Here is a 22,940-nt window from a genome sequence, read left to right as displayed (position 1 = left end):
AAATGAAGCCCGGTCAGCGGGGACCGGGCAGGTTACTGCGGAAAATTAACGCGCGTTTTGCTTGATGAAGTTATTGACGCTGGTGTCCTGCGCCATATCGGCAATCACGTCGCTCAGGGTGGAGTTAACCGCGTTGGTGATCTTATCGTTAGTGGCGCTGAAGGCACCCTCTACGCTGTAGGTCTGACGGTAGTTTTTCACCTGCTTGTTGCCGTTTTTCGCGGTAGCGATAATAGAGATATCCGCTTTGGTGGTGATGCTGTAACGCACGTTGCCCTGCGTGACATCGGCGTACAGACCATTAACCACGATCTGCAGATCCACCGCGCCGTTCGGGCCAATCATGTAGCCGCGTGAAGTCATCTGCTTCTCCAGCACTTCCTGCAACAGGAAACGCAGGTCGCGTGACGGGGTCAGGGTGATCAGCTGGCCGTCGCGGTTCACTTTGGCCAGCGCCTGATCGCTGCGCTGATCGGCACCGTTAACGCTGACGGTAACGCCCATCAGGCTCGGATCCTGCTGTGGCAGCTGGATTTTTGGCTGGATGTTCAGCGTGGTGTTATTGCTGGCGCAGCCGGCCAAAATAAAGGCAGCCAGCAGAGGGAATAACAGTTTTTTCAACATACTCATTCTCGTTAGCATATGGGTTGGTTTGCAAAACTGCGGCCATCATAGCATTGCGGCACGGCGAAAAAAGCCCCGCACCAGGGGAAATTGATTGTAAAGGATTTTTTCGGACAGCCGGACGCGGTAACCGATTGACCGGCAGCCTGAGCAGGCTAAGATGCGCAGCGCAGCAGGATTTATTTCCTGCCGGACTGCGGGAAAGGTAAAAAACCTACTAATATTTAAACAGATGGGGCACAGCGCTCGCCGTAGAGGAGTGTTAACAATGATTCGCGAACAAATAGAAGAAAAGCTGCGTAACGCTTTTGAGCCTGCACATCTCGAAGTGCATGACGAAAGCTATCGTCATAACGTGCCTGCCGGTTCTGAAAGTCACTTCAAAGTGGTGATCGTCAGCGACCTTTTCACCGGACAGCGCTTCCTGCAGCGTCACCGCGCCATTTATGGCGAGCTGGCGACCGAGCTGGCAGGCAGCGTCCATGCGCTGGCGCTGCATACCTACACGCGCAAAGAGTGGGATGGGCTGCAGGATACCGTACTCGCCTCACCGAACTGTCGCGGTGCCGGTACGCTGGCCTGAGTTTTCCTCTCCAGCTTCCTCCAAAACGGCCTGCGGGCCGTTTTTTCTTACCTCAATGATGCACAAACGCGATCTGCGGCGCAAAAAAGCAGCAAAACCGTTAAAAAGTGGTGAGTTTGCAGCCTCGACTCATTCCGGGGATGCCGCTATAATGCGGCGTCTATTTTTCCGGAATGTCTTCGGGACGCTTCTGGTGACAGGGATTAGGTTCTGCCTGCAGAGGCCGTCCCGGTTGTTGGATACGGCGCATTAATTGTGTGGTGTCTGAAGTTGACCGAGCACGTGATTTTTTGAGGTAACAAGATGACAGTTTCAGTAGAAACCACTCAGGGTCTGGGCCGTCGCATTTCGATTACTGTTCCTAAGGACAGCATCGAAAGCGCAGTGAAGAAAGAACTGGTGGAAGTGGCTAAGAAAGTCCGTATCGACGGTTTCCGTAAAGGCAAAGTGCCGGCTACCATCATTAATCAGCGCTACGGTGCCTCTGTTCGTCAGGACGTCCTGAGCGAGCTGATGACGCGTAACTTCGTTGACGCCATCATCAAAGAGAAGATCAACCCAGCTGGCGCACCGAACTACGTGCCGGGTGAGTATAAAGAAGGTGAAGATTTCACCTACGCGGTTGAGTTCGAAGTGTATCCGGAAGTTGAGCTGAAAGGCCTGGATGCAATCGAAGTCGAAAAACCGGTGGTTGAAGTGACCGACGCTGACGTCGACACCATGCTGGAAACCCTGCAGAAGCAGCAGGCGACCTGGAAAGAGACCGATGCAGCTGCATCAGCAGAAGATCGCGCGACTATCGATTTCACCGGCTCTGTAGACGGCGAAGAGTTCGAAGGCGGCAAAGCGTCTGACTTCGTGCTGGCGATGGGTCAGGGTCGTATGATCCCAGGCTTCGAAGAAGGCATCACTGGCAAGAAAGCCGGCGACACCTTCACCATCGACGTGAAATTCCCGGATGACTACCACGCGGAAAACCTGAAAGGCAAAGATGCGAAGTTCGACATCGTGCTGAAGAAAGTGGAAACCCGCGAACTGCCGGAGCTGACCGCTGAATTCATCAAGCGTTTCGGCGTGGAAGATGGCTCCATTGAAGGTCTGCGCGCTGAAGTGCGTAAGAACATGGAGCGCGAGCTGAAAGGCGCTATCCGTAACCGCGTGAAGACGCAGGCGATTGACGGTCTGGTTAACGCGAACGAAATCGACGTGCCAGTGGCACTGATCGACAGCGAAATCGACGTTCTGCGTCGTCAGGCTGCACAGCGTTTCGGCGGCAACGAGAAGCAGGCGCTGGAACTGCCACGTGAACTGTTCGAAGAGCAGGCAAAACGTCGCGTTGTGGTCGGTCTGCTGCTGGGCGAAGTAATTCGCATCAACGAGCTGAAAGCCGATGAAGATCGCGTTAAAGCGCTGATCGAAGAGATGGCTTCTGCGTACGAAGATCCGCAGGAAGTGATCGAGTTCTACAGCAAAAACAGCGAGCTGATGAACAACATGCGCAACGTTGCGCTGGAAGAGCAGGCGGTTGAAGCGGTACTGGCGAAAGCCAAAGTGACTGATAAAGCCACTAACTTCCAGGAGCTGATGAACCAGACCTCTGCGGCCTGATTCGTGAGTTAACCCTGAGTGCTAAAGCCCGCGACCGCTGTGTCGCGGGCTTTTTCGTTTCTGGCGGAAACCAACCACATTTGTGCGCTATTTGACTAATTAATCGGCAAATTCTTCGCTAAGCTGTTTTTCCGTGTTAGCGAATGGGGAAAAGGTTGTTATGCTTGAAACAACTGGGCTGCATCCCCAGATACAGGGAGAATGCGTGAAAACAGTAAGACTGGCTGATTAACCGTCCTGTAATGTCGGAACGAGACCGCTGCGCATAGTTTTCGCCGCGCGCCTCGCGTAAAATCGGTACAGAATGTTGCCAATGAAATTTATCAGGAGACGGTAATGTCATACAGTGGCGATCGTGAATTTACTGCACCAACCAATGCGCTGGTGCCAATGGTGGTCGAACAAACCTCGCGCGGCGAGCGTTCTTACGACATCTACTCCCGCCTGCTTAAAGAGCGCGTGATCTTCCTGACCGGTCAGGTTGAGGATCACATGGCGAACCTGATTGTGGCGCAGATGCTGTTTCTGGAAGCTGAGAATCCTGAAAAAGACATTTACCTCTACATTAACTCGCCAGGTGGTGTGATTACCGCCGGTATGTCGATTTATGACACAATGAAGTTCATCAAGCCGGACGTGAGCACCATCTGTATGGGCCAGGCCTGTTCGATGGGCGCATTCCTGCTGACGGCGGGGACCAAAGGCAAGCGCTTCTGTCTGCCAAACTCACGCGTGATGATTCACCAGCCGCTGGGCGGTTATCAGGGCCAGGCGACGGACATTGAGATCCACGCGCGTGAAATCCTGAAAGTGAAGCAGCGTATGAATGAGCTGATGGCGGAACATACCGGCAAATCGCTGGAGCAGATTGAACGCGACACCGAGCGCGATCGTTTCCTCTCTGCCAGCGAAGCGGTAGAGTATGGCCTGGTCGACTCCATCCTGACGCATCGCCAATAAGACACATCTGTCTGCCCCTTACGCTATAGTTAACGGGTGCAGACAGGTGAGTTGCATGCATATCGGCCGTTGCTGTGCGGCCATTGCCGTACACCAATTAGGTCTGAGAACGAAAAGAGGTTAGCTGATGACAGATAAGCGCAAAGACGGTTCAGGTAAGTTGCTGTACTGCTCTTTCTGCGGCAAAAGCCAGCATGAAGTCCGTAAGCTGATTGCCGGGCCGTCAGTGTATATTTGCGACGAGTGTGTCGATCTGTGTAACGACATCATTCGTGAAGAGATTAAAGAAGTGGCCCCGCACCGCGAGCGCAGCGCGCTCCCGACGCCGCATGAGATCCGCCATCACCTTGACGATTATGTTATCGGTCAGGAGAAGGCGAAAAAAGTGCTGGCGGTGGCGGTGTACAACCACTACAAACGTCTGCGTAACGGCGACACCAGCAACGGGATTGAACTGGGCAAAAGTAACATTCTGCTGATCGGTCCAACCGGTAGCGGTAAGACCCTGCTGGCGGAAACGCTGGCGCGCCTGCTGGATGTGCCTTTCACTATGGCGGATGCCACCACGCTGACCGAAGCCGGTTATGTGGGCGAGGATGTGGAAAACATCATCCAGAAACTGCTGCAGAAGTGCGACTACGACGTACAGAAAGCGCAGCGCGGTATTGTGTACATCGATGAAATCGATAAGATTTCCCGTAAATCAGACAACCCGTCTATCACCCGTGATGTGTCAGGTGAAGGCGTGCAGCAGGCGCTGCTGAAACTGATTGAAGGCACGGTGGCTGCCGTGCCGCCGCAGGGTGGACGTAAGCATCCGCAGCAGGAGTTTCTGCAGGTCGACACCTCGAAAATCCTGTTTATCTGTGGCGGTGCGTTTGCCGGCCTCGATAAAGTGATTTCACAGCGTGTTGAAACCGGCTCCGGTATTGGCTTTGGCGCGACTGTCAAAGGTAAATCGCAGAAAGCCAGCGAAGGCGAGTTGCTGTCACAGGTTGAGCCGGAAGATCTGATCAAATTTGGTCTGATTCCAGAGTTCATTGGTCGTCTGCCGGTGGTGGCGACGCTCAACGAGCTGAGCGAAGAAGCGCTGATCCAGATCCTGCGTGAACCAAAAAACGCGCTGACCAAGCAGTATCAGGCGCTGTTTAACCTGGAAGGCGTGGAGCTGGAGTTCCGTGACGAAGCGCTGACGGCGATTGCGAAGAAAGCGAACTCGCGTAAAACCGGGGCACGTGGTCTGCGTTCTATCGTAGAAGCGGCGCTGCTCGAAACCATGTACGACCTGCCATCAATGGAAGGCGTAGAGAAAGTGGTGATCGATGAGTCAGTGATCGAGGGGCAATCTGACCCGATGCTGATTTACGGTAAGCATGAAGCCCAGGCTTCTGGCGAATAAATAATCAATTACACCACGTTGTTATCTTAAAAAAGGGGAAAATGTTTCCCCTTTTATTTTTCTCACCTCTGTGACATTGAATGTCGTGCAAGCATCCCCATATACTCATAATCCTGTGGGTCTAACTGCATACAGCCTGTATCACGCGGTTCCCATCACCTGGCGGACATTAAACTAAGAGAGAGCTCTATGAATCCTGAGCGTTCTGAACGCATTGAAATCCCCGTGTTGCCGTTGCGCGACGTGGTGGTTTATCCGCACATGGTAATTCCGTTGTTTGTTGGTCGGGAAAAATCGATTCGTTGCCTCGAAGCGGCGATGGATCATGACAAGAAGATCATGCTGGTTGCCCAGAAAGAGGCTTCAACGGATGAACCTGGTATTAACGATCTCTTCGCGGTAGGGACCGTTGCTTCCGTACTGCAGATGCTGAAACTGCCAGACGGCACCGTTAAGGTGCTGGTGGAAGGTCTTCAGCGCGCACACATCACCACTTTAGCGGACAATGGCGACCACTTTGTTGCCCAGGCCGAATACCTGATCTCGCCGGAAATTGAAGAGCGCGAGCAGGAAGTGCTGGTGCGTACCGCCATCAATCAGTTTGAAGGCTACATCAAGCTGAACAAAAAAATCCCGCCGGAGGTGCTGACTTCACTCAACAGCATCGACGACGCGGCGCGTCTCGCCGACACCGTGGCGGCGCACATGCCGCTTAAGCTGGCTGACAAACAGTCAGTGCTGGAGATGTCCGACATCAATGAGCGTCTGGAATATCTCATGGCGATGATGGAATCGGAAATCGATCTGCTGCAGGTTGAGAAGCGTATTCGCAACCGCGTTAAAAAGCAGATGGAGAAAAGCCAGCGCGAGTACTATCTGAATGAGCAAATGAAAGCGATTCAGAAAGAGCTGGGCGAGATGGATGATGCGCCGGATGAATACGAAGCGCTGAAACGCAAAATCGACGCGGCGAAAATGCCGGCCGAGGCGCGCGAGAAGGCCGAAGCTGAACTGCAGAAGCTGAAAATGATGTCACCGATGTCAGCGGAAGCCACCGTGGTGCGCGGCTACATCGACTGGATGGTGCAGGTACCGTGGAACGCGCGCAGCAAGGTGAAAAAAGACCTGCGGAAAGCGCAGGAGACGCTGGATACCGACCATTACGGTCTGGAGCGCGTGAAAGACCGCATCCTTGAGTATCTTGCGGTGCAGAGTCGCGTCAGCAAAATTAAAGGGCCGATTCTGTGTCTGGTCGGACCGCCGGGCGTGGGTAAAACCTCGCTGGGACAGTCAATCGCCAAAGCCACCGGCCGTAAATACGTGCGTATGGCGCTGGGCGGCGTGCGTGACGAAGCGGAAATCCGCGGCCACCGTCGTACCTATATCGGGTCGATGCCGGGCAAACTGATCCAGAAAATGGCCAAAGTCGGCGTGAAAAACCCGCTGTTCCTGCTGGATGAGATCGACAAAATGTCATCCGACATGCGCGGCGATCCGGCTTCAGCGCTGCTGGAGGTACTGGATCCGGAGCAGAACATTGCGTTCAACGATCACTATCTGGAAGTGGATTACGATCTGTCAGATGTGATGTTTGTGGCTACCTCTAACTCCATGAACATTCCGGCTCCGCTGCTGGATCGTATGGAAGTGATTCGTCTCTCAGGCTACACCGAAGATGAGAAGCTCAACATCGCTAAACAGCACCTGCTGCCGAAGCAGATCGAGCGTAATGCGCTGAAAGAGAAAGAGATCAGCGTTGACGATAGCGCCATTATCGGCATTATCCGCTATTACACCCGTGAAGCGGGCGTGCGTAGCCTGGAGCGCGAACTCTCCAAGCTGTGCCGTAAAGCGGTGAAAGCACTGCTGATGGACAAAGCGAAAAAGAGCATCAAAATCACCGGCGAAAACCTCAAGGATTTCCTGGGTGTGCAGCGCTTTGACTACGGCCGTGCCGACAGCGAAAACCGTGTTGGTCAGGTCACCGGCCTGGCGTGGACCGAAGTGGGCGGCGATCTGCTGACCATCGAAACCGCCTGCGTGCCGGGCAAAGGCAAGCTGACCTACACCGGTTCACTCGGTGAGGTGATGCAGGAGTCAATCCAGGCGGCGCTGACGGTAGTCCGCGCCCGTGCGGAGAAACTCGGCATCAACGGTGACTTCTACGAGAAGCGTGACATCCACGTGCACGTACCGGAAGGGGCGACGCCGAAAGATGGTCCAAGCGCCGGTATCGCGATGTGTACCGCACTGGTCTCCTGTCTGACCGGTAACCCGGTGCGTTCGGACGTGGCGATGACCGGCGAGATTACGCTGCGCGGTCAGGTACTGCCGATTGGTGGCCTGAAAGAGAAACTGCTGGCGGCGCATCGCGGCGGCATCAAAACCGTGCTGATCCCGGACGAAAACAAGCGCGATCTGGAAGAGATTCCACAGAACGTGATTGCCGATCTGTCGATCCATCCGGTGAAGCGTATTGAAGAAGTGCTGAGCCTGGCGCTGGAAAATGCCCCGTACGGGATGCAGGTTGCCACGGCAAAATAGTGATTAGCGACAAAAAGCGCTAAAAAGCGAAGCTGGCAGGCCAAATCGGGCTTGCCAGCTTTTTTTTGTGCCGCTAATTTAGGGGGCTGCTGGATCAACGATTAAGATGAATACCGTTGTTTCAGCTCCACAGGCTTGATATAACTGGCTGCGCGTTCGCACCGGGCGGGAAGCGCGGGTGCGAGTGAATAATAAAAGAGGGGATGAAGAGAGTGAATAAGTCACAGTTGATCGACAAAATTGCTGCAGACGCTGACATTTCTAAAGCGGCAGCGGGACGTGTGTTAGATGCATTCATGGGCTCCGTTTCTGACGCGCTGAAAGGCGGTGACGAAGTGGCACTGGTCGGTTTCGGTACCTTCTCTGTACGCGAGCGTGCTGCCCGCACCGGCCGTAACCCACAAACCGGTAAAGAAATCACCATCCCGGCTGGTAAAGTACCGGGCTTCCGTGCAGGTAAAGCACTGAAAGACGCCGTCAATTAATGACCGCTGACCTGTCCATCGAAGCATTTTCTTCCATGGATTGAGGACGAAAAAGGCGTTCTCATGTAACATACGGGCACATCATTTTTGATGTGCCTTTTTTTATCTTGATGCGCGACTTTAGCCGCTGGCTTCAGTCTCCGCATGGTTGCCAGCTGCCAGCCTGAACCGCAGCTGCACGATGATGACATCGTGTCAGAGCTTTACATCCACACTACAGCGGAGTGTTGTCATACCATGATGGACAATTTACGCGCGGCGTCGAACCATGTCGTGCTCAAGATCATTCTGGGATTGATCATCCTGTCATTCGTACTGACCGGGGTGGGCAACTACCTGATTGGCGGTAACAGCGATTACGCTGCCAAAGTGAACGGCCATGAAATTAGCCGCGGTGAGCTGGAACAGGCGTTTAATAACGAGCGCAACCGTCAGCAGCAGATGCTGGGCGACCAGTTCTCGCAGCTGGCCAGCAACGACGGCTACATGCAGCAGATGCGCCAGCAGGCGCTGTCACAGTTGATCGATCAGGCGCTGCTCGATCAGTACATCAAAGATCTGCACATTGGCATCAGCGACGATCAGGTGAAGCAGGCTATTTTCAATCAGCAGGCTTTCCAGACCAACGGTAAGTTCGACAACGCGAAATACAACGGCCTGATCGCCAGCATGGGCTTCAGTGCCGATCAGTACGCCGAAGCGCTGCGCAAGCAGCTGGCGACGCAGCAGCTGATCAACGCCATCGCCAATACCGACTTCATGCTGAAGGGTGAAACCAGCAAGCTGGTGGATCTGGTCTCGCAGCAGCGCGAGATTCGTCAGGCGGTGATTGACGTTAACGCGCTGGCCACGAAACAAACCGCCAGCGACGACGAAATCAATCAGTACTACCAGCAGCATCAGAGCAGCTTTATGGCACCTGAGCAGTTCCGCGTCAGCTACATCAAAATGGATGCGGCCAGCCTGCAGGAGAACGCCAGCGAAGCGGATATTCAGAGCTGGTACGATCAGCACAAAGCCGACTATTCACAGCCGCAGCGTAACCGTTACAGCATCATTCAGACCAAAACCGAAGCCGATGCCAACGCGGTGCTGGATGCGCTGAAAAAAGGCGAGGATTTCGCCACGCTGGCGAAGAGCAAATCCATCGACCCAATCTCTGCGCGTAAAGGCGGCGACATGGGCTGGCTGGAGCCGAACACCACGCCGGATGAGCTGAAAAACGCCAACCTGACGCAGAAAGGTCAGCTGTCTGGCGTGATCAAGTCCTCAGTAGGTTTCCTGGTGGTGCGTCTGGACGATATCCAGCCAGAGCAGGTTAAACCGCTGGCGGACGTGCACGATGCGGTGGCGGATAAAGTGAAGCAGGAAAAAGCCGTCGACGCCTTCTATAAGATGCAGCAGAAGGTGAGCGAAGCCGCCAGCAACGACAACGAATCCCTGGCGGGCGCCGCACAGGCATCTGGCCTGAAAGTGGTGGAAACGGGCTGGATCACCCGCGATAACGTGCCGGCCGATCTCGATTTCGATGCGGTTAAACAGGCGATCTTCAACGGTGGCCTGACCGGTCAGAACGGCGCGCCGGGCAACAACTCTGACATCATCAGCGTCGATGGCGATCGGGCATTTGTGTTGCGCATCAGCGAGCACAAACCGGAAGCGGTTAAACCGCTGGATCAGGTCAAAGCGCAGATTGCCGACAGCCTGAAGCATGACAAAGCGACGCAGCAGGCCAAAGCGCAGGCAGACAAACTGCTGACCGAGCTGAAAGCGGGCAAACAGGACGCGCTGCAGGCGGCTGGCCTGACGCTGAGCGCCAGCAAAACCGTTGATCGCAACGCGCAGGATCCGGTGGCTCAGGCCGCATTCAACCTGCCACAGCCAGCGGATAACAAGCCGTCTTGGGGTGTCAGCGAAGATATGCAGGGCAACGTGGTGCTGGTCGCGCTGGATAAGGTCAGCGCGGGCAACATGCCGCAGGCGCAGATCGACGAAATGGTGAAAGGCGTGACGCAAAACAACGCGCAGATTGCCTTTGAAGCGCTGCTGGAAAACCTGCGCAAAGAGGCGAAGATTAAGTACGGCGCCGCCGCACAAAACCAGTAAGCCTCACAAAAAAAGGTAAACTGCTGCAATACCGAAAGGCCGCTTCTGCGGCCTTTTCCATTTCTGATCATCGCCTTTTGAGTGGGTTTCTCGCTTGTGCCACCCTGCAGTGGCTGTCAAACACAAGGAGAAACACAGCATGGTTAAATCAACATTTCGTGCCTTTTGCATCACGCTGGCGCTGGGCGGCGCGCTCTGGACCAGCGGACTGGCGGCGGCGGAAAGCCCCAGTGAAACGCAGGCGACGCAGGTGTCCACGCCGCAGCAGGAACAGGTCAGCATCAATCAGGCCACGGCCGAGCAGCTGGCCGCCGCCATGAACGGTATTGGACTGAAAAAAGCGCAGGCAATTGTCAGCTATCGTGAGCAGTACGGGCCCTTCAGCGCCATCGAGCAGCTGAAAGAAGTACCGGGTATTGGCAGTGCGCTGGTGGAGCGGAACAGCGCGCGGCTGAAATTGTGAAGCGGCTCGCGACTCTGAAGGATTGCTAAAGCGGCCCATCAGGCTGTGCTATGCTCAACAGGTCCAACCAGTTGTCATTCACAGCCTGAACAGGAGCAATCATGCAAACCACCATCAAAGTGCGCGGCTATCATCTTGACGTCTATCAGCATGTGAACAATGCGCGCTACCTGGAATTTCTGGAAGAGGCGCGCTGGCAGTGGCTGGAAGATGCCGATGCCTTTCACTGGCTGCTGGAACAACAGCTGGCGTTTGTGGTGGTGAATATCAACATTAACTATCGTCGTCCGGCGGTGCTGGGCGACGTGCTGCACATTGAGAGCGAGGTCTCGCAGCTCAACGGCAAAAGCGGCATTATTTTACAGCGGGTGGTGCTGGCAGGAGACAACACGCTGGTGGCGGATGCGGCGCTGACCTTCGTCTGCATCGATTTGCGCACGCAAAAAACCGTGCCGCTGGAAGGGGAGTTACGTGAACGCCTGGCGGCATTGATGACCGCGCCTTCCTGAGCTGGCATGCCCAGAAAGCACGCCAGCCCGCAGCGCGGCCGCAATCAGCGCAGGCCGCTTTTCTGTTTCATCGCCGCCATCACGCTGGCCGCATTGGCCTGGTAATCGGCCAGGCCGCGTGCGCGCAGGTGGCAGGCCGCGCACTCGCCACAGCCGTCGCCTTTAACGCCGTTGTAGCAGGTTAGCGTCTCCGAGCGAACCAGCGGCAGCTGCTGCCAGTAGTCCGCCAGCGCCCAGGTTTCCGCTTTATTCAGCCACATCAGCGGCGTTTCAAAACGCACGTCGCGCGCCATGCCGAGAGTGACGGCGTTGTTCAGCGCTTTGACAAACTCGTCACGGCAATCCGGGTAGCCGGAAAAATCGGTTTCACACACGCCGGTGATCACCGCTTCGGCTTCCACCTGATAGGCATAAATTGAGGCCAGCGTCAGAAACAGGATGTTACGTCCCGGGACAAAGGTGCTGGGCAGGCCGCTGGCCTGTGGATTGTAGGCTGGCACCGGAATGTTATCGCGCGTCAGGCTGCTGACCGCCAGTTCATTGAGCAGCGTTACGTCCAGCACTTTGTGCGCCCGCGCGCCCAGCTGGTGCGCCAGCTCTGCGGCGACGCTGATCTCTTCGCGATGGCGCTGACCATAATCAAAGGTCACGCAGTGCACTTCATCATACTGCTGCAGCGCCTGAATCAGACAGGTGGTGGAGTCTTGTCCGCCACTGAATACGACAACGGCTCGTTTCATGTTTTCTTCCCCATAAATCAGTGCGCCTATGGTACTGGCTCTGGCGCGGGCTGAACAGCACCGCCTGCGGCAGGCGGCGGGATCCAGGCGCGGGTGAAATCGAACCAGCCCATGCTGTTAAGCTGAATACCTTCGACGCCTGGTGGAGCAAACACCTGGTAGCGATAGTTAAACAGCGGCAGCAGATGGCCGTCGCGCATTAGCTGCTGAAACAGCTGATGAATCGCGGCGCTGCGCAGTGCCGGACTGGCCTGACGGGCGATAGCGTGCAGCGGTGCCTGCAGCACCGCCGGACGCAGCGGTTGCCAGGCCGCATCATTTTCCAGCCAGTTCACCAGGGTAAACTGCGGCGCATCACCAATCAGACGGTCGCCCATGATGATGTCGGCGTCACTCAGATCGATGTCGTCGCGCCAGCTTTTTACGTCGTGAAATACGCAGGTGAGGGTACAGCCCTGTGCCGCCAGCAGCGGCACCAGCGCCTGGGCCATGACGTGCAGTTCGATGGGCAGGTGATAATGCAGCGTCAGCGTTGCGGGCAGTGTGCCCTCCGGGCGGTGCGGGGCGGGCAGCGGCCAGCCGGGCAGCAGCTCTGCGGTTGGTGTAATTAAGCCTTCATCCAGCGGCAGCTGCTGAATGACGCCGCTGTGCTGAATCAGCGCGAGCAGCGTTTTGGCCTGCGCCTGGCTGAAGCGAGCCGAGAAACGCGGCGCCAGGTAACAGAAACCGAGACTGATGCTGCGATCCACCGGCCGCAGCGTGTCCAGCTCGTCGGGATCGCCAATGGCGATCTGCACCGGATGGCGGCAGCTGGTGCCCAGCCCGCGCTCGAACAGCTGCGGCGTAATCCAGTATTCAACCACCTGAATCAGCGGACGCTGATGGTGCCAGCGTGCATGGCTCTCCAGCCGCACCAGCTCGCGGGTAAAGTGCGTCAGGCGCCATGGTCCGCTGCCGGTATCGGCATGCTCCGGATGCGGCAGCAGGCAAAACTGATGCGCCAGCCGCTGCGGCAGCCAGTAATCGCTGGTGCGCAACCGGATACGCAGCGCCAGCGGATGTGGTGCATCGATGTGTTCCACCGCCGCCAGCAGACGGCCGCCCTGCGGCGTCTGCATGATTCGTTGCAGCTGCTGAACCAGCTGTGCCGCCTGCACCGGTTCGTCGTTATGCCAGCTGAGCAGTGGCCGCAGCCAGAAATACCATTCGCGGCCCTGCGCATCGTGCTGCCAGTGATGTGCCAGATCGCCCTCGACATCATCCGCGTTAAAGCGCGTCAGGCCGGAGAAAATCTGGCGTACCAGATGCTGCTCGGCGCGTCCGGTGAGCTGCAGCGGATCCAGCGCTTCCATCGCGCGATAATAGGGAATGCGCAGCACCGGCGCCTGATTCTGCCACTGGCCGCCCATCAGTGGGCGCAGCATTTTCACCAGCCGTTCAGGCGCGACATCCAGTACCTGCAGTGCCTGTACCGCTTCACCGGCTGCCAGCTGCTGGCTGAGCAATTGCTGACGCAGCTGTTCGGGAGAGAGCAGAAAGCGCAGTTCGCCCTGTTTACCGCGTCCCGCCGCACCGTGCCACTGCAGCCAGCCCGCCTGCTGCCACTGCCGCAGCAGGGTACGCACGTGGCGCTCGCTGCAATAGCAGTGCTGCGCCATGGCCGCAACGCTGATGCGCTGCGCTTCGCCCTGGCTAAGCTGCCACAGGCGCTGAAACTGATTAACCCGATGAAGCTGTCGCATGATTAAACCCGGAACAGTTTTTTGAAAGTATTCACTATTAGTTCCGTAATTACCAGGCGATAGTAAACCCCTCATTCAGACCGGAGAGTTGCTATGGCCCGCCTCGCGGCATTTGATATGGACGGTACACTGCTGCTGCCTACCCACCGTTTAGGTGCGGAGACGCTGCAGAGCCTCAACGCCCTACACCAGCGTGGCGTTACACTGGCGTTTGCCACGGGGCGTCACCTGCTGGATATGCAGGCAGTACGCCAGCAGATCACCTTGCCCGCCTGGCTGATCACCGGTAACGGCACGCGCATTCACGATGTCGAGGGCAGGCAGCTGTACGGCTGTGATTTAGCGCCGTCGGTGGCGGAAGAGGTATTGCACAGTCACTGGCAAACCCCCGCGTCGATCCACATCTTCAATGACGAAGGCTGGTTTACCGATAAACCGCTCCCGGGATTGCTGGAAGCGCACGCGATGAGCGGGTTTCACTATCAGCTGCGTGATTTGCGCCGCATGCCGGCACATGAAGTCACCAAGATCTGCTTTATCGCACCGTACGAGATGCTGCTGGCGCTGAAGATTGAACTGCAACAGGCGCTCGGCGATCGCGCCAGCCTGTGCTTCTCCGCCAGGGAGTGTCTGGAAGTTTTACCGGTGGATTGCCACAAAGGCGCCGCGCTGGCGCGGCTGTGCCAGCATCTGTCGCTGTCGCTGGCGGATTGCATGGCATTTGGCGATGCGATGAACGACCGCGAAATGCTGGAGCGCGTCGGGCGTGGGTTTATCATGGGCAACGCCATGCATCAGCTCAAAACCTCGCTGCCCCATTTACCGATCATTGGCCATTGCGAGACACAGGCGGTGTCTCACTACTTAAATCACTGGATGACCACACCACACCTCGATTATTCCCCCGAATGCTGAGGCTTACAGTGAACCGGACAGGATGTCCGGTTTTTTATTGCAGCTCGCGCTGCCACGCCTGAATATCGCCGATCTGCTCAGCGACCCACTGTGGATTGTAATAGGTATCCGGATAGCGCTCGCCGCTGTCACACAGCAGCGTGACCAGCGCGGCGGATTGCCCCTGCGCGCGCAGCCGTTTTGCCACCTGCAGCATGCCCCAGAAATTGGTGCCGGTAGAGGCACCCGGACGCCGGCCGAGTATCTGCTCCAGCCTTAACATGGCCGCCACGGTGGCGCCGTCGGGCACTTTCATCATTTCGTCAATCACATCCGGTAAAAACGACGGCTCAACGCGCGGGCGACCAATCCCCTCAATCAGGCTGCCACGCTCGCTGCGCAGCGTGCGATCGCGGCTGTGCCAGTAATCGAAAAACACCGAGTGCTGCGGATCGACCACCAGCAGGCGCGTGTCGTGGCCCTGATAGCGGATGTAGCGCCCCAGCGTAGCCGAGGTGCCGCCGGTGCCGGCGCTCATGATCAGGGTGTGCGGCACCGGGAAGGGTTCATGCGCCATCTGGCGGAAAATGCTTTCGGCAATATTATTGTTGCCGCGCCAGTCGGTGGCGCGTTCGGCGTAGGTAAACTGATCCATAAAATGGCCGTTGAGTTCACGCGCCAGACGCTCGGATTCGCTGTACAGCTGGCACGGATCGGCGACGAAGTGGCACTCCCCGCCGTAAAAGCGGATCAGCTCGATTTTGCGCCGTGCGGTACTGGCTGGCATCACGGCGATAAACGGCAGGCCGAGCAGACGGGCAAAATAGGCTTCCGACACCGCAGTGCTGCCGGAGGAGGCTTCGATGATCGGCGTGTTTTCTCCAATCCAGCCATTGGCCAGACCATAGAGAAACAGCGAACGCGCCAGGCGATGTTTCAGGCTGCCGCTTGGATGGGTGCTTTCATCCTTAAGATAAAAGCGAATGCCGGGGAAATCGTCCAGCGTAAAACGGATCAGGTGCGTATCAGCGGAGCGCTGAAAGTCGGCGTTAATTTCATTGATAGCGTGGCGAACCCAGGGCGTTTGCATGGTGCGATTCCGGCAGCGAGATTGCGCTCAGTGTAAGGCACTGGCAGGAAAAAGAGGTTGCTAAAAGTTGGTTATAATCGGCAAATAAGAGAAAATTTTTCTCCTGAGGTGGCGAATGCTAGATAAAACTGACCGCACACTGCTGGCGCTGCTGCAAAAAGACTGCACGCTGTCGCTGCAGGCGCTGGCCGATGCGGTGAATCTCACCACCACGCCGTGCTGGAAACGCCTGAAAAAGCTGGAAGATGATGGCATTATTCGGGCGCGCGTCGCGTTGCTGGATGGTGAAAAGCTCGGCCTGTCGCTCACCGCCTTTATGCTGATCAAAACCCAGCAGCACAGCAGCGACTGGTTTCAGCAGTTTGTCGCGGTGGTACAGCAGATGCCGGAAGTGATGGCCTTTTACCGCATGGCGGGCGAGTACGACTACCTGCTGCGCATTCAGGTGGCCGATATGAAGAGCTACGACGCGTTTTACAAGCGTCTGGTTAACGGCGTGCCGGGACTGATTGACGTCACCTCCAGCTTCGCTATGGAAGAGATTAAATACACCACCGCCTTGCCGGTAGCGCCCTGAACGGGCATCACAAGAGATTGTTTTGTGCGATTATTCAGCCAGTTAAGTTGGTATTTTTTGCGCGAGTGGCGGCGCTATCTGGGCGCCATCAGCTTGCTGATTATCATTGCGCTGCTGCAGCTGCTGCCTCCGCATCTGGTCGGCGTGATTGTCGACGGCGTGACCCAGCACAGCCTGACGCGCGGCGAAATTTTTCTGTGGATCGGCGTGATGCTGGTGACCGCAGTGATTGTCTATTTGCTGCGCTACGTCTGGCGCGTGCTGCTGTTCGGCGCCTCTTACCAGCTGGCGGTGGAGCTGCGCGAAGATTTTTATCGCCAGCTTAGCCGCCAGCATCCGGCGTTTTACCTGCGCCACCGTACCGGCGATCTGATCGCGCGCGCGACCAACGATGTCGATCGCGTGGTGTTTGCCGCGGGTGAAGGGGTGCTGACGCTGGTGGATTCGCTGGTGATGGGGCTGGTCGTGCTGGCGGTAATGAGCGTGCAGATCAGCTGGGAGCTGACGCTGCTGGCGCTGATTCCTATGCCGATTATGGCGCTGGTGATCCAGAAAGACGGCGCGCGCCTGCATCAGCGCTTCAAAGTGGCGCAGGCGGCGTTCTCCAGCCTGAACGATCAAACGCAGGAGAGCCTGACCAGCATCCGCATGATCAAAGCCTTTGGCCTGGAAGATCATCAGTCGAGCCAGTTTGCCGATATCGCCAGCGACACCGGCCGCAAAAATCTGCACGTGGCGCGCGTCGATGCGCGCTTCGATCCCATCATTTATATTGCCGTGGGCTTTTCGAATCTGCTGGCGATTGGCGGTGGCGGCTGGATGGTGTGGCACGGTTCACTAACGCTCGGGCAGCTCACCAGCTTCGTCATGTACTTAGGGCTGATGATTTGGCCGATGCTGGCGCTGGCGTGGATGATTAACATCGTCGAGCGCGGCAGCGCCGCGTGGAGCCGTATTGGCGCGCTGCTGGCGGAAGCGCCTGCGGTTGAAGATGGTCAGCAGCCACTGCCGGCGGATGCGGGCGTGCTGCAGGTGGCGATCCGCGCCTTCCACTATCCGGCGAGCAGCGCGCCGGTGCTGAGCAACGTGCATTTCCAGCTACAACCCGGGCAGATGCTTGGGCTGTGCGGGCCTACCGGCTGCGGCAAAAGCACGCTGCTGAGCCTGATTCAGCGCCATTTTGATATCGATCAGGGCGAGATTTGCTATCACGCCATTCCGCTGCCGCAGCTGCGGTTGGACAGCTGGCGCAGCCGGCTGGCGGTGGTCAGCCAGACGCCGTTCCTGTTTTCCGATACCGTTGCGAATAACCTGGCGCTGGGCCGCCCGGAGGCAACGCAGGAAGAGATCGAGCGCGTGGCGCAGATGGCCTGCGTGCACGATGACATTCTGCGTCTGCCGCAGGGGTACGCGACCGAAGTGGGCGAGCGCGGCGTCATGCTCTCTGGCGGGCAGAAACAGCGCATCGCCATTGCGCGTGCGCTGTTGCTCAACGCGGAGATTCTGATCCTCGACGATGCGCTGTCGGCGGTTGATGGCCGTACCGAACATGAAATCCTGCATAACCTGCGCCTGTGGGGCAAAGGGCGCACGCTGATCATCAGCGCGCATCGGCTGTCGGCGCTGACCGAAGCCAGCGAGATTCTGGTATTGCAGCAGGGCGCAGTGGCACAGCGCGGCGATCACGATACGCTGGCGGCGCAGCCGGGCTGGTATCGCGATATGTATCGCTATCAGCAGCTGGAAGCCGCGCTGGATGAGGACGAGTCAGAACAGGGAGCCGACCATGGCTAAATCGCAACGCTTATGGCCAACGCTGAAACGCCTGCTGGCTTACGGTAAACCGTGGCGCAAATCGCTGTGGCTGGCCGTCGGCATGCTGTGGATCGCTGCTGCTGCCGAAGTCACCGGTCCGGTGCTGGTGAGCTATTTTATCGATAACCTGGTGGCAAAACACCAGATGCCGTGGGGCATCGTGGCCGGGCTGCTGGTGGGCTTTGTGCTGCTACAGCTGCTGGCAGCGGGTCTGCACTATATCCAGGCGCTGCTGTTTAACCGCGCGGCGATTGGCGTTGTGCAGCAGCTGCGCGTCGACGTGATGAATGCGGCGCTGCGCCAGCCGCTCAGTGCCTTCGATACCCAGCCGGTAGGGCAGATTATTTCGCGCGTCACCAACGACACCGAAGTGATCAAAGATCTTTACGTCACGGTGGTGGCCACTGTGCTGCGCAGCGCTGCGCTGATTGGCGCGATGCTGGTGGCGATGTTTGCACTCGACTGGCGTATGGCGCTGGTGGCGCTGGTGATTTTCCCGCTGGTGTTAACGGTGATGCTGATCTATCAGCGCTACAGCACGCCGATTGCGCGCCGCGTACGTAGCTATCTGGCCGAAATCAATAATGGCTTCAACGAAGTGATTAACGGCATGAGCGTGATCCAGCAGTTTCGCCAGCAGGCACGCTTTGGCGAGCGCATGGGCGAAGCCAGCCGTTCACACTATCTGGCGCGGATGGAGACGCTGCGGCTGGACGGCTTTCTGCTGCGTCCGCTGCTCAGCCTGTTTTCTGCACTGATTTTGTGCGGTCTGCTGATGCTGTTCAGCTTTGCTACGCCGGGCGTGTTTGAGGTTGGCGTGCTCTATGCCTTTATCACTTATCTTGGCCGCCTTAACGAGCCACTGATTGAGCTCACCACGCAGCAGTCAATGCTGCAGCAGGCGGTGGTGTCGGGCGAGCGTATTTTTGAACTGATGGATGCGGCGCAGCAGGGCTACGGCAGTGACGCTCAGCCGCTGGCTTCCGGGCGTATCACCCTGCGCGATGTCAGCTTTGCCTACCGCGACAACCGCGACGTGCTCAGCCATATCGATCTCGAGGTGCCGGCGCGCGGCTTCGTGGCACTGGTCGGCCACACCGGCAGCGGCAAAAGCACCTTAGCCAATCTGCTGATGGGCTACTATCCGGTGACGCGCGGCAGCATAGAACTGGATGGCCGCCCGCTGCGCCAGCTGACGCACGATGTGCTGCGCGGCAGCGTGGCGATGGTGCAACAGGATCCGGTGGTACTGGCCGATACGCTGCTGGCCAACGTGCGTTTGGGACGCGATATCAGCGAAGAGGACGTGTGGCGCGCGCTGGAGAAGGTGCAGCTGGCACCGCTGGCCCGCGCGATGCGCGACGGTATTCATACCCGGCTCGGTGAGCAGGGGAACACGCTGTCGGTCGGGCAGAAGCAGCTGCTGGCGCTGGCACGCGTGCTGGTGTCGCTGCCGCAGATTCTGATCCTCGATGAGGCCACTGCCAATATCGACTCAGGCACCGAGCAGGCGATTCAGCAGGCGCTGCGCACGCTGCGCCAGCACAGCACACTGGTGGTGATTGCTCACCGTCTTTCCACCATCACCGAAGCGGATCAGATTCTGGTGCTGCACCGTGGTCAGGTAGTCGAACGCGGCACACACACCGAACTGCTGGCGCAGCAGGGCCGTTACTGGCAGATGTACCAGCTGCAGCAGGCTGGCGATGAACTCGCGGCGGGCATACCCGCAACGGCAGAGGGGTGATTTGCACCTTTTTTGCGCAGATTTATCGGAATGTTCTGTATTGATGCACTCCTTTGAGGCCGCAAGCACCAAAGGAGTGCAGTAAAGTCCCACCTTTCTGTTTTTCCGAGTGAAAACCTTGCCCGTTACGCCATACCGGAGCGCGATACTCTGCGCCCGGCAGCCTTAGCGCCCACTTTTGCCATTTGTGGCACAGCCTTTGCTTAACTCTCTGCGTGTCCGCGAAGACTCACCTATTTTTATATCCGGAGGGGAACGTATGAAGCTGGTTACCGTGGTAATCAAACCATTTAAGCTGGAGGACGTGCGTGAAGCCTTATCCTCCATTGGCATTCAGGGCCTGACCGTGACCGAAGTGAAAGGCTTCGGTCGTCAGAAAGGCCATGCAGAACTGTACCGCGGTGCCGAGTACAGCGTTAACTTCCTGCCAAAAGTAAAAATCGATATTGCGATTGCGGACGATCAGCTGGATGAAGTGGTGGATGTGATCAGCAAAGCCGCGTACACCGGCAAAATTGGCGACGGCAAAATTTTCGTCGCGGAACTGCAGCGCGTGATTCGTATTCGTACCGGCGAGACCGACGAAGCAGCACTGTAACTGGGGCTCTGAATTGTGATGGGATGGAAAGAAATGAATAAAGTAATGACTAAGTTGGGCCTCACCAGCCTGGCGCTGTTACCGTCTCTTGCGATGGCAGCTGCGCCTGCCGTAGCGGATAAAGCCGATAACGCGTTTATGATGATTTGTACCGCGCTGGTACTGTTCATGACAATTCCCGGCATTGCCCTGTTTTACGGCGGCCTGATTCGCGGCAAAAACGTGCTGTCGATGCTGACGCAGGTCGCGGTGACGTTCGCGTTAGTGTGCGTACTGTGGATCGTCTACGGCTACTCGCTGGCGTTCAGCGAAGGCAACGCCTTCTTCGGTAACTTCCAGTGGGCGATGCTGAAAAATATTGAGCTGAAAGCGGTGATGGGCAGCTTCTATCAGTACATTCACGTGGCGTTCCAGGCTTCCTTTGCCTGTATCACCGTGGGGCTGATTGTTGGTTCGCTGGCTGAGCGTATTCGCTTCTCTGCGGTACTGATTTTCGTACTGGTGTGGCTGACGCTGGCCTATCTGCCTATCGCACATATGGTGTGGGCTGGCGGCTTCCTGGCACAGGATGGCGCGCTGGACTTCGCTGGCGGTACCGTGGTGCACATCAACGCCGCCGTTGCCGGTCTGGTTGGTGCTTACCTGGTAGGCAAGCGTGCTGGCTTCGGTAAAGAAGCGTTCAAACCGCATAACCTGCCGATGGTGTTTACCGGTACCGCGATTCTGTACGTTGGCTGGTTCGGTTTCAACGCCGGCTCTGCGTCTTCCGCGAACGAAATCGCGGCGCTGGCCTTCCTGAATACCGTGGTGGCCACTGCGGGTGCCGTGCTGTCGTGGGTGTTCGGTGAGTGGGCGCTGCGCGGTAAGCCTTCACTGCTGGGTGCGTCTTCTGGCTTCATCGCCGGTCTGGTTGCCATCACGCCAGCCTGTGGTTATGTCGGCGTCGGCGGCGCACTGATTATCGGTCTGGCCGGTGGCCTGGCAGGTATCTGGGGTGTGACAACGCTGAAGAAATGGCTGCGCGTGGATGACCCGTGCGACGTGTTCGGTGTGCACGGCGTGTGCGGTATCCTCGGTTGTGTCCTGACCGGCGTGTTTGCCTCCTCGTCACTGGGCGGCGTGGGCTACGCAGAAGGCGTGACTATGGGCCATCAGGTTTGGGTTCAGCTGTTCAGCTGTGGCCTGACCATCGTCTGGTCTGGCGTGGTCGCCTTCATCGGCTTCAAGCTGGCAGATATGATTGTTGGCCTGCGCGTACCGGAAGAACAGGAACGTGAAGGTCTGGATGTGAACAGCCACGGCGAGAACGCTTACAACCAGTAAGTGCCGGCTGGCAGAAGAGCAGTGCGCTATAACTATAATGATGAGAAAGGGGCGAGATAATCGCCCCTTTTTTTATGCTTCGCGCTGACGCATCACCCCTTCCTGCACCGTCGTCGCCACCAGCGTGCCGTCCTGGCTGAAGAACTCACCGCGCACGAAGCCGCGCGCGCCGGACGCTGAGGTGCTTACCACGCTGTACAGGAGCCACTCGGAGAGGTCGAATGGACGGTGGAACCACATGGAGTGGTCAATCGTCGCCACCTGCATATCCGGCTCAAGGAAGCCTTTGCCATGCGGCTGCAGCGCGACCGGCAGAAAGTTGAGATCGGAAGCGTAGCCCAGCAGATATTGATGAATGCGGCGATCGTCCGGCAGCTGGCCATTGGCACGCACCCAGACCTGGCGCAGCGGCTCATCAACGTGGCCTTTCAGCGGATTGTGGATCTGCACCGGACGGATATCCAGTGGGCGCTCGGCGAGGAATTTTTCTTTCAGCTTGAGCGGCAGGTGCGCAGCCAGCCGGTGGGCGAGATCCTGCTCGGAGGGCAGGTTATCGGGTCCCGGCACCTGCGGCATGCTGTTCTGATGTTCGAAGCCATTTTCCGGTGCCTGAAAGGAGGCGGTCATGTAGAAGATCGGCTGACCATTTTGTACGGCGCTGACGCGGCGGGCGCTGAAGCTTTTACCGTCGCGCAGGGTTTCCACATCGTAAATAATGGCTTTCTGGCTGTCGCCCGGGCGCAGAAAGTAGCTGTGGAAGGAGTGAATGATACGGGCTTCCGGCACGGTTTGTTTTGCCGCATACAGCGCCTGTCCCACCACCTGGCCGCCAAACACCTGGCGCAGGCCGAGGTCTTCACTCTGCCCACGAAACAGGCCTTCTTCCAGTTTTTCCAGATTCAATAAATTAAGCAGGTTATGCAGTGCCTGGCTCATAACGGATCCCTCAGTGATGCCAATGGCGTCAGTGTGAAAGATCCGACCAGTTTGCGCAACGCTTTTACCCGGTTTTCAGCAGCATGGCGGGGCTTCAGGCGCAAAGCGGATTTTTGTGCCAGAATTAACAGCAATCGGCGGTGGAAAACCCAGCCAATAAATTTACCGCCGACAATCATAGTGTTCATAAGGAGACG

21 protein-coding genes are annotated in these 22,940 nt (G+C 57.3%); 15 read left to right on the top strand and 6 right to left on the bottom strand.

Annotation, left to right across the window (positions count from 1 at the left end; translation table 11 throughout):
* Positions 1-45: 45 nt before the first annotated feature.
* A complete protein-coding gene (locus K7H94_RS13965) occupies positions 46-624 on the bottom strand; it encodes a lipoprotein (protein WP_021507183.1) in 579 nt (192 codons plus the stop codon).
* A gap of 268 nt (positions 625-892) precedes the next feature.
* Here K7H94_RS13965 and bolA point away from each other — a divergent pair, with 268 nt between their 5' ends.
* The 9 genes from bolA (at position 893) to K7H94_RS13920 (ending at position 11,281) form a co-directional block, all read left to right on the top strand.
* A complete protein-coding gene (gene bolA, locus K7H94_RS13960; RefSeq protein WP_058757958.1) occupies positions 893-1,207 on the top strand; it encodes a transcriptional regulator BolA in 315 nt (104 codons plus the stop codon).
* A gap of 303 nt (positions 1,208-1,510) precedes the next feature.
* Complete coding sequence (tig, locus tag K7H94_RS13955) at positions 1,511-2,815, top strand: trigger factor (protein WP_021507185.1); 1,305 nt, start codon at positions 1,511-1,513, stop codon at positions 2,813-2,815.
* Positions 2,816-3,151: 336 nt separating this feature from the next.
* Entirely contained in the window at positions 3,152-3,775 is a 624-nt protein-coding gene (clpP, locus tag K7H94_RS13950; protein ID WP_010616837.1) for an ATP-dependent Clp endopeptidase proteolytic subunit ClpP, read from the top strand.
* A gap of 127 nt (positions 3,776-3,902) precedes the next feature.
* On the top strand, positions 3,903-5,174 hold the full coding sequence (gene clpX / locus K7H94_RS13945) for an ATP-dependent protease ATP-binding subunit ClpX (RefSeq protein WP_021507186.1): 1,272 nt from the start codon (positions 3,903-3,905) through the stop codon (positions 5,172-5,174).
* Between the two features lie 189 nt (positions 5,175-5,363).
* Positions 5,364-7,718, top strand: coding sequence for an endopeptidase La (gene lon / locus K7H94_RS13940; RefSeq protein ID WP_059010556.1), 2,355 nt, complete (start codon positions 5,364-5,366; stop codon positions 7,716-7,718).
* Between the two features lie 212 nt (positions 7,719-7,930).
* Positions 7,931-8,203: a nucleoid-associated protein HU-beta gene (gene hupB, locus K7H94_RS13935; protein WP_014606441.1), complete on the top strand. Its 273-nt coding sequence runs from the start codon at positions 7,931-7,933 to the stop codon at positions 8,201-8,203.
* A gap of 237 nt (positions 8,204-8,440) precedes the next feature.
* Complete coding sequence (ppiD, locus tag K7H94_RS13930; RefSeq protein WP_058769843.1) at positions 8,441-10,309, top strand: peptidylprolyl isomerase; 1,869 nt, start codon at positions 8,441-8,443, stop codon at positions 10,307-10,309.
* A gap of 139 nt (positions 10,310-10,448) precedes the next feature.
* The gene (locus K7H94_RS13925; RefSeq protein WP_058775229.1) at positions 10,449-10,772 is read left to right on the top strand and encodes a ComEA family DNA-binding protein; all 324 of its coding nucleotides are present in this window, start codon (positions 10,449-10,451) and stop codon (positions 10,770-10,772) included.
* A gap of 101 nt (positions 10,773-10,873) precedes the next feature.
* Positions 10,874-11,281: an acyl-CoA thioesterase gene (locus tag K7H94_RS13920; RefSeq protein ID WP_058769390.1), complete on the top strand. Its 408-nt coding sequence runs from the start codon at positions 10,874-10,876 to the stop codon at positions 11,279-11,281.
* Between the two features lie 44 nt (positions 11,282-11,325).
* On the opposite strand, the gene queC is transcribed toward K7H94_RS13920, so the two are convergent.
* On the bottom strand, positions 11,326-12,021 hold the full coding sequence (gene queC / locus K7H94_RS13915) for a 7-cyano-7-deazaguanine synthase QueC (protein ID WP_058757956.1): 696 nt from the start codon (positions 12,019-12,021) through the stop codon (positions 11,326-11,328).
* Positions 12,022-12,047: 26 nt separating this feature from the next.
* On the bottom strand, positions 12,048-13,763 hold the full coding sequence (locus K7H94_RS13910) for an SgrR family transcriptional regulator (protein WP_222951204.1): 1,716 nt from the start codon (positions 13,761-13,763) through the stop codon (positions 12,048-12,050).
* Between the two features lie 93 nt (positions 13,764-13,856).
* Between K7H94_RS13910 and cof the strand changes: the two genes are divergently transcribed.
* Complete coding sequence (cof, locus tag K7H94_RS13905; RefSeq protein WP_058757954.1) at positions 13,857-14,678, top strand: HMP-PP phosphatase; 822 nt, start codon at positions 13,857-13,859, stop codon at positions 14,676-14,678.
* A 34-nt stretch (positions 14,679-14,712) separates the two neighbouring features.
* Here the strand turns inward: cof and K7H94_RS13900 are convergent, their stop codons facing one another.
* On the bottom strand, positions 14,713-15,747 hold the full coding sequence (locus tag K7H94_RS13900) for a PLP-dependent cysteine synthase family protein (protein ID WP_021507195.1): 1,035 nt from the start codon (positions 15,745-15,747) through the stop codon (positions 14,713-14,715).
* 115 nt (positions 15,748-15,862) lie between these two features.
* Between K7H94_RS13900 and K7H94_RS13895 the strand changes: the two genes are divergently transcribed.
* The 5 genes from K7H94_RS13895 to amtB all read left to right on the top strand — a co-directional run bounded on the left by K7H94_RS13895 (position 15,863) and on the right by amtB (position 21,807).
* A complete protein-coding gene (locus K7H94_RS13895; protein WP_021507196.1) occupies positions 15,863-16,324 on the top strand; it encodes an Lrp/AsnC family transcriptional regulator in 462 nt (153 codons plus the stop codon).
* Between the two features lie 24 nt (positions 16,325-16,348).
* Complete coding sequence (locus K7H94_RS13890; protein WP_132466448.1) at positions 16,349-18,118, top strand: SmdA family multidrug ABC transporter permease/ATP-binding protein; 1,770 nt, start codon at positions 16,349-16,351, stop codon at positions 18,116-18,118.
* A complete protein-coding gene (locus tag K7H94_RS13885) occupies positions 18,111-19,886 on the top strand; it encodes a SmdB family multidrug efflux ABC transporter permease/ATP-binding protein (protein ID WP_222951203.1) in 1,776 nt (591 codons plus the stop codon). The genes K7H94_RS13890 and K7H94_RS13885 overlap by 8 nt, the downstream gene beginning before the upstream one ends.
* Positions 19,887-20,145: 259 nt before the next feature.
* Positions 20,146-20,484 carry a P-II family nitrogen regulator gene (gene glnK, locus K7H94_RS13880; RefSeq protein WP_007886947.1) on the top strand — a complete coding sequence of 113 codons (339 nt, stop codon included), beginning with the start codon at positions 20,146-20,148 and terminating at the stop codon, positions 20,482-20,484.
* Positions 20,485-20,517: 33 nt separating this feature from the next.
* The gene (gene amtB / locus K7H94_RS13875; RefSeq protein WP_058757951.1) at positions 20,518-21,807 is read left to right on the top strand and encodes an ammonium transporter AmtB; all 1,290 of its coding nucleotides are present in this window, start codon (positions 20,518-20,520) and stop codon (positions 21,805-21,807) included.
* Positions 21,808-21,879: 72 nt separating this feature from the next.
* Here the strand turns inward: amtB and tesB are convergent, their stop codons facing one another.
* Together tesB and K7H94_RS13865 are read right to left on the bottom strand one after the other, a co-directional pair.
* A complete protein-coding gene (tesB, locus tag K7H94_RS13870; protein WP_058757950.1) occupies positions 21,880-22,743 on the bottom strand; it encodes an acyl-CoA thioesterase II in 864 nt (287 codons plus the stop codon).
* Positions 22,740-22,931, bottom strand: coding sequence for a hypothetical protein (locus K7H94_RS13865; RefSeq protein ID WP_222951202.1), 192 nt, complete (start codon positions 22,929-22,931; stop codon positions 22,740-22,742). Before K7H94_RS13865 ends, tesB begins: the two co-directional genes overlap by 4 nt.
* Positions 22,932-22,940 lie beyond the last annotated feature (9 nt).

It is taken from the genome of Pantoea dispersa (assembly GCF_019890955.1).
GTDB classification, from domain to species: Bacteria; Pseudomonadota; Gammaproteobacteria; order Enterobacterales; family Enterobacteriaceae; genus Pantoea; species Pantoea dispersa.
Note: the sequence above shows the minus strand (reverse complement) of the source record. Positions and strands in the feature narration are given on the sequence as shown.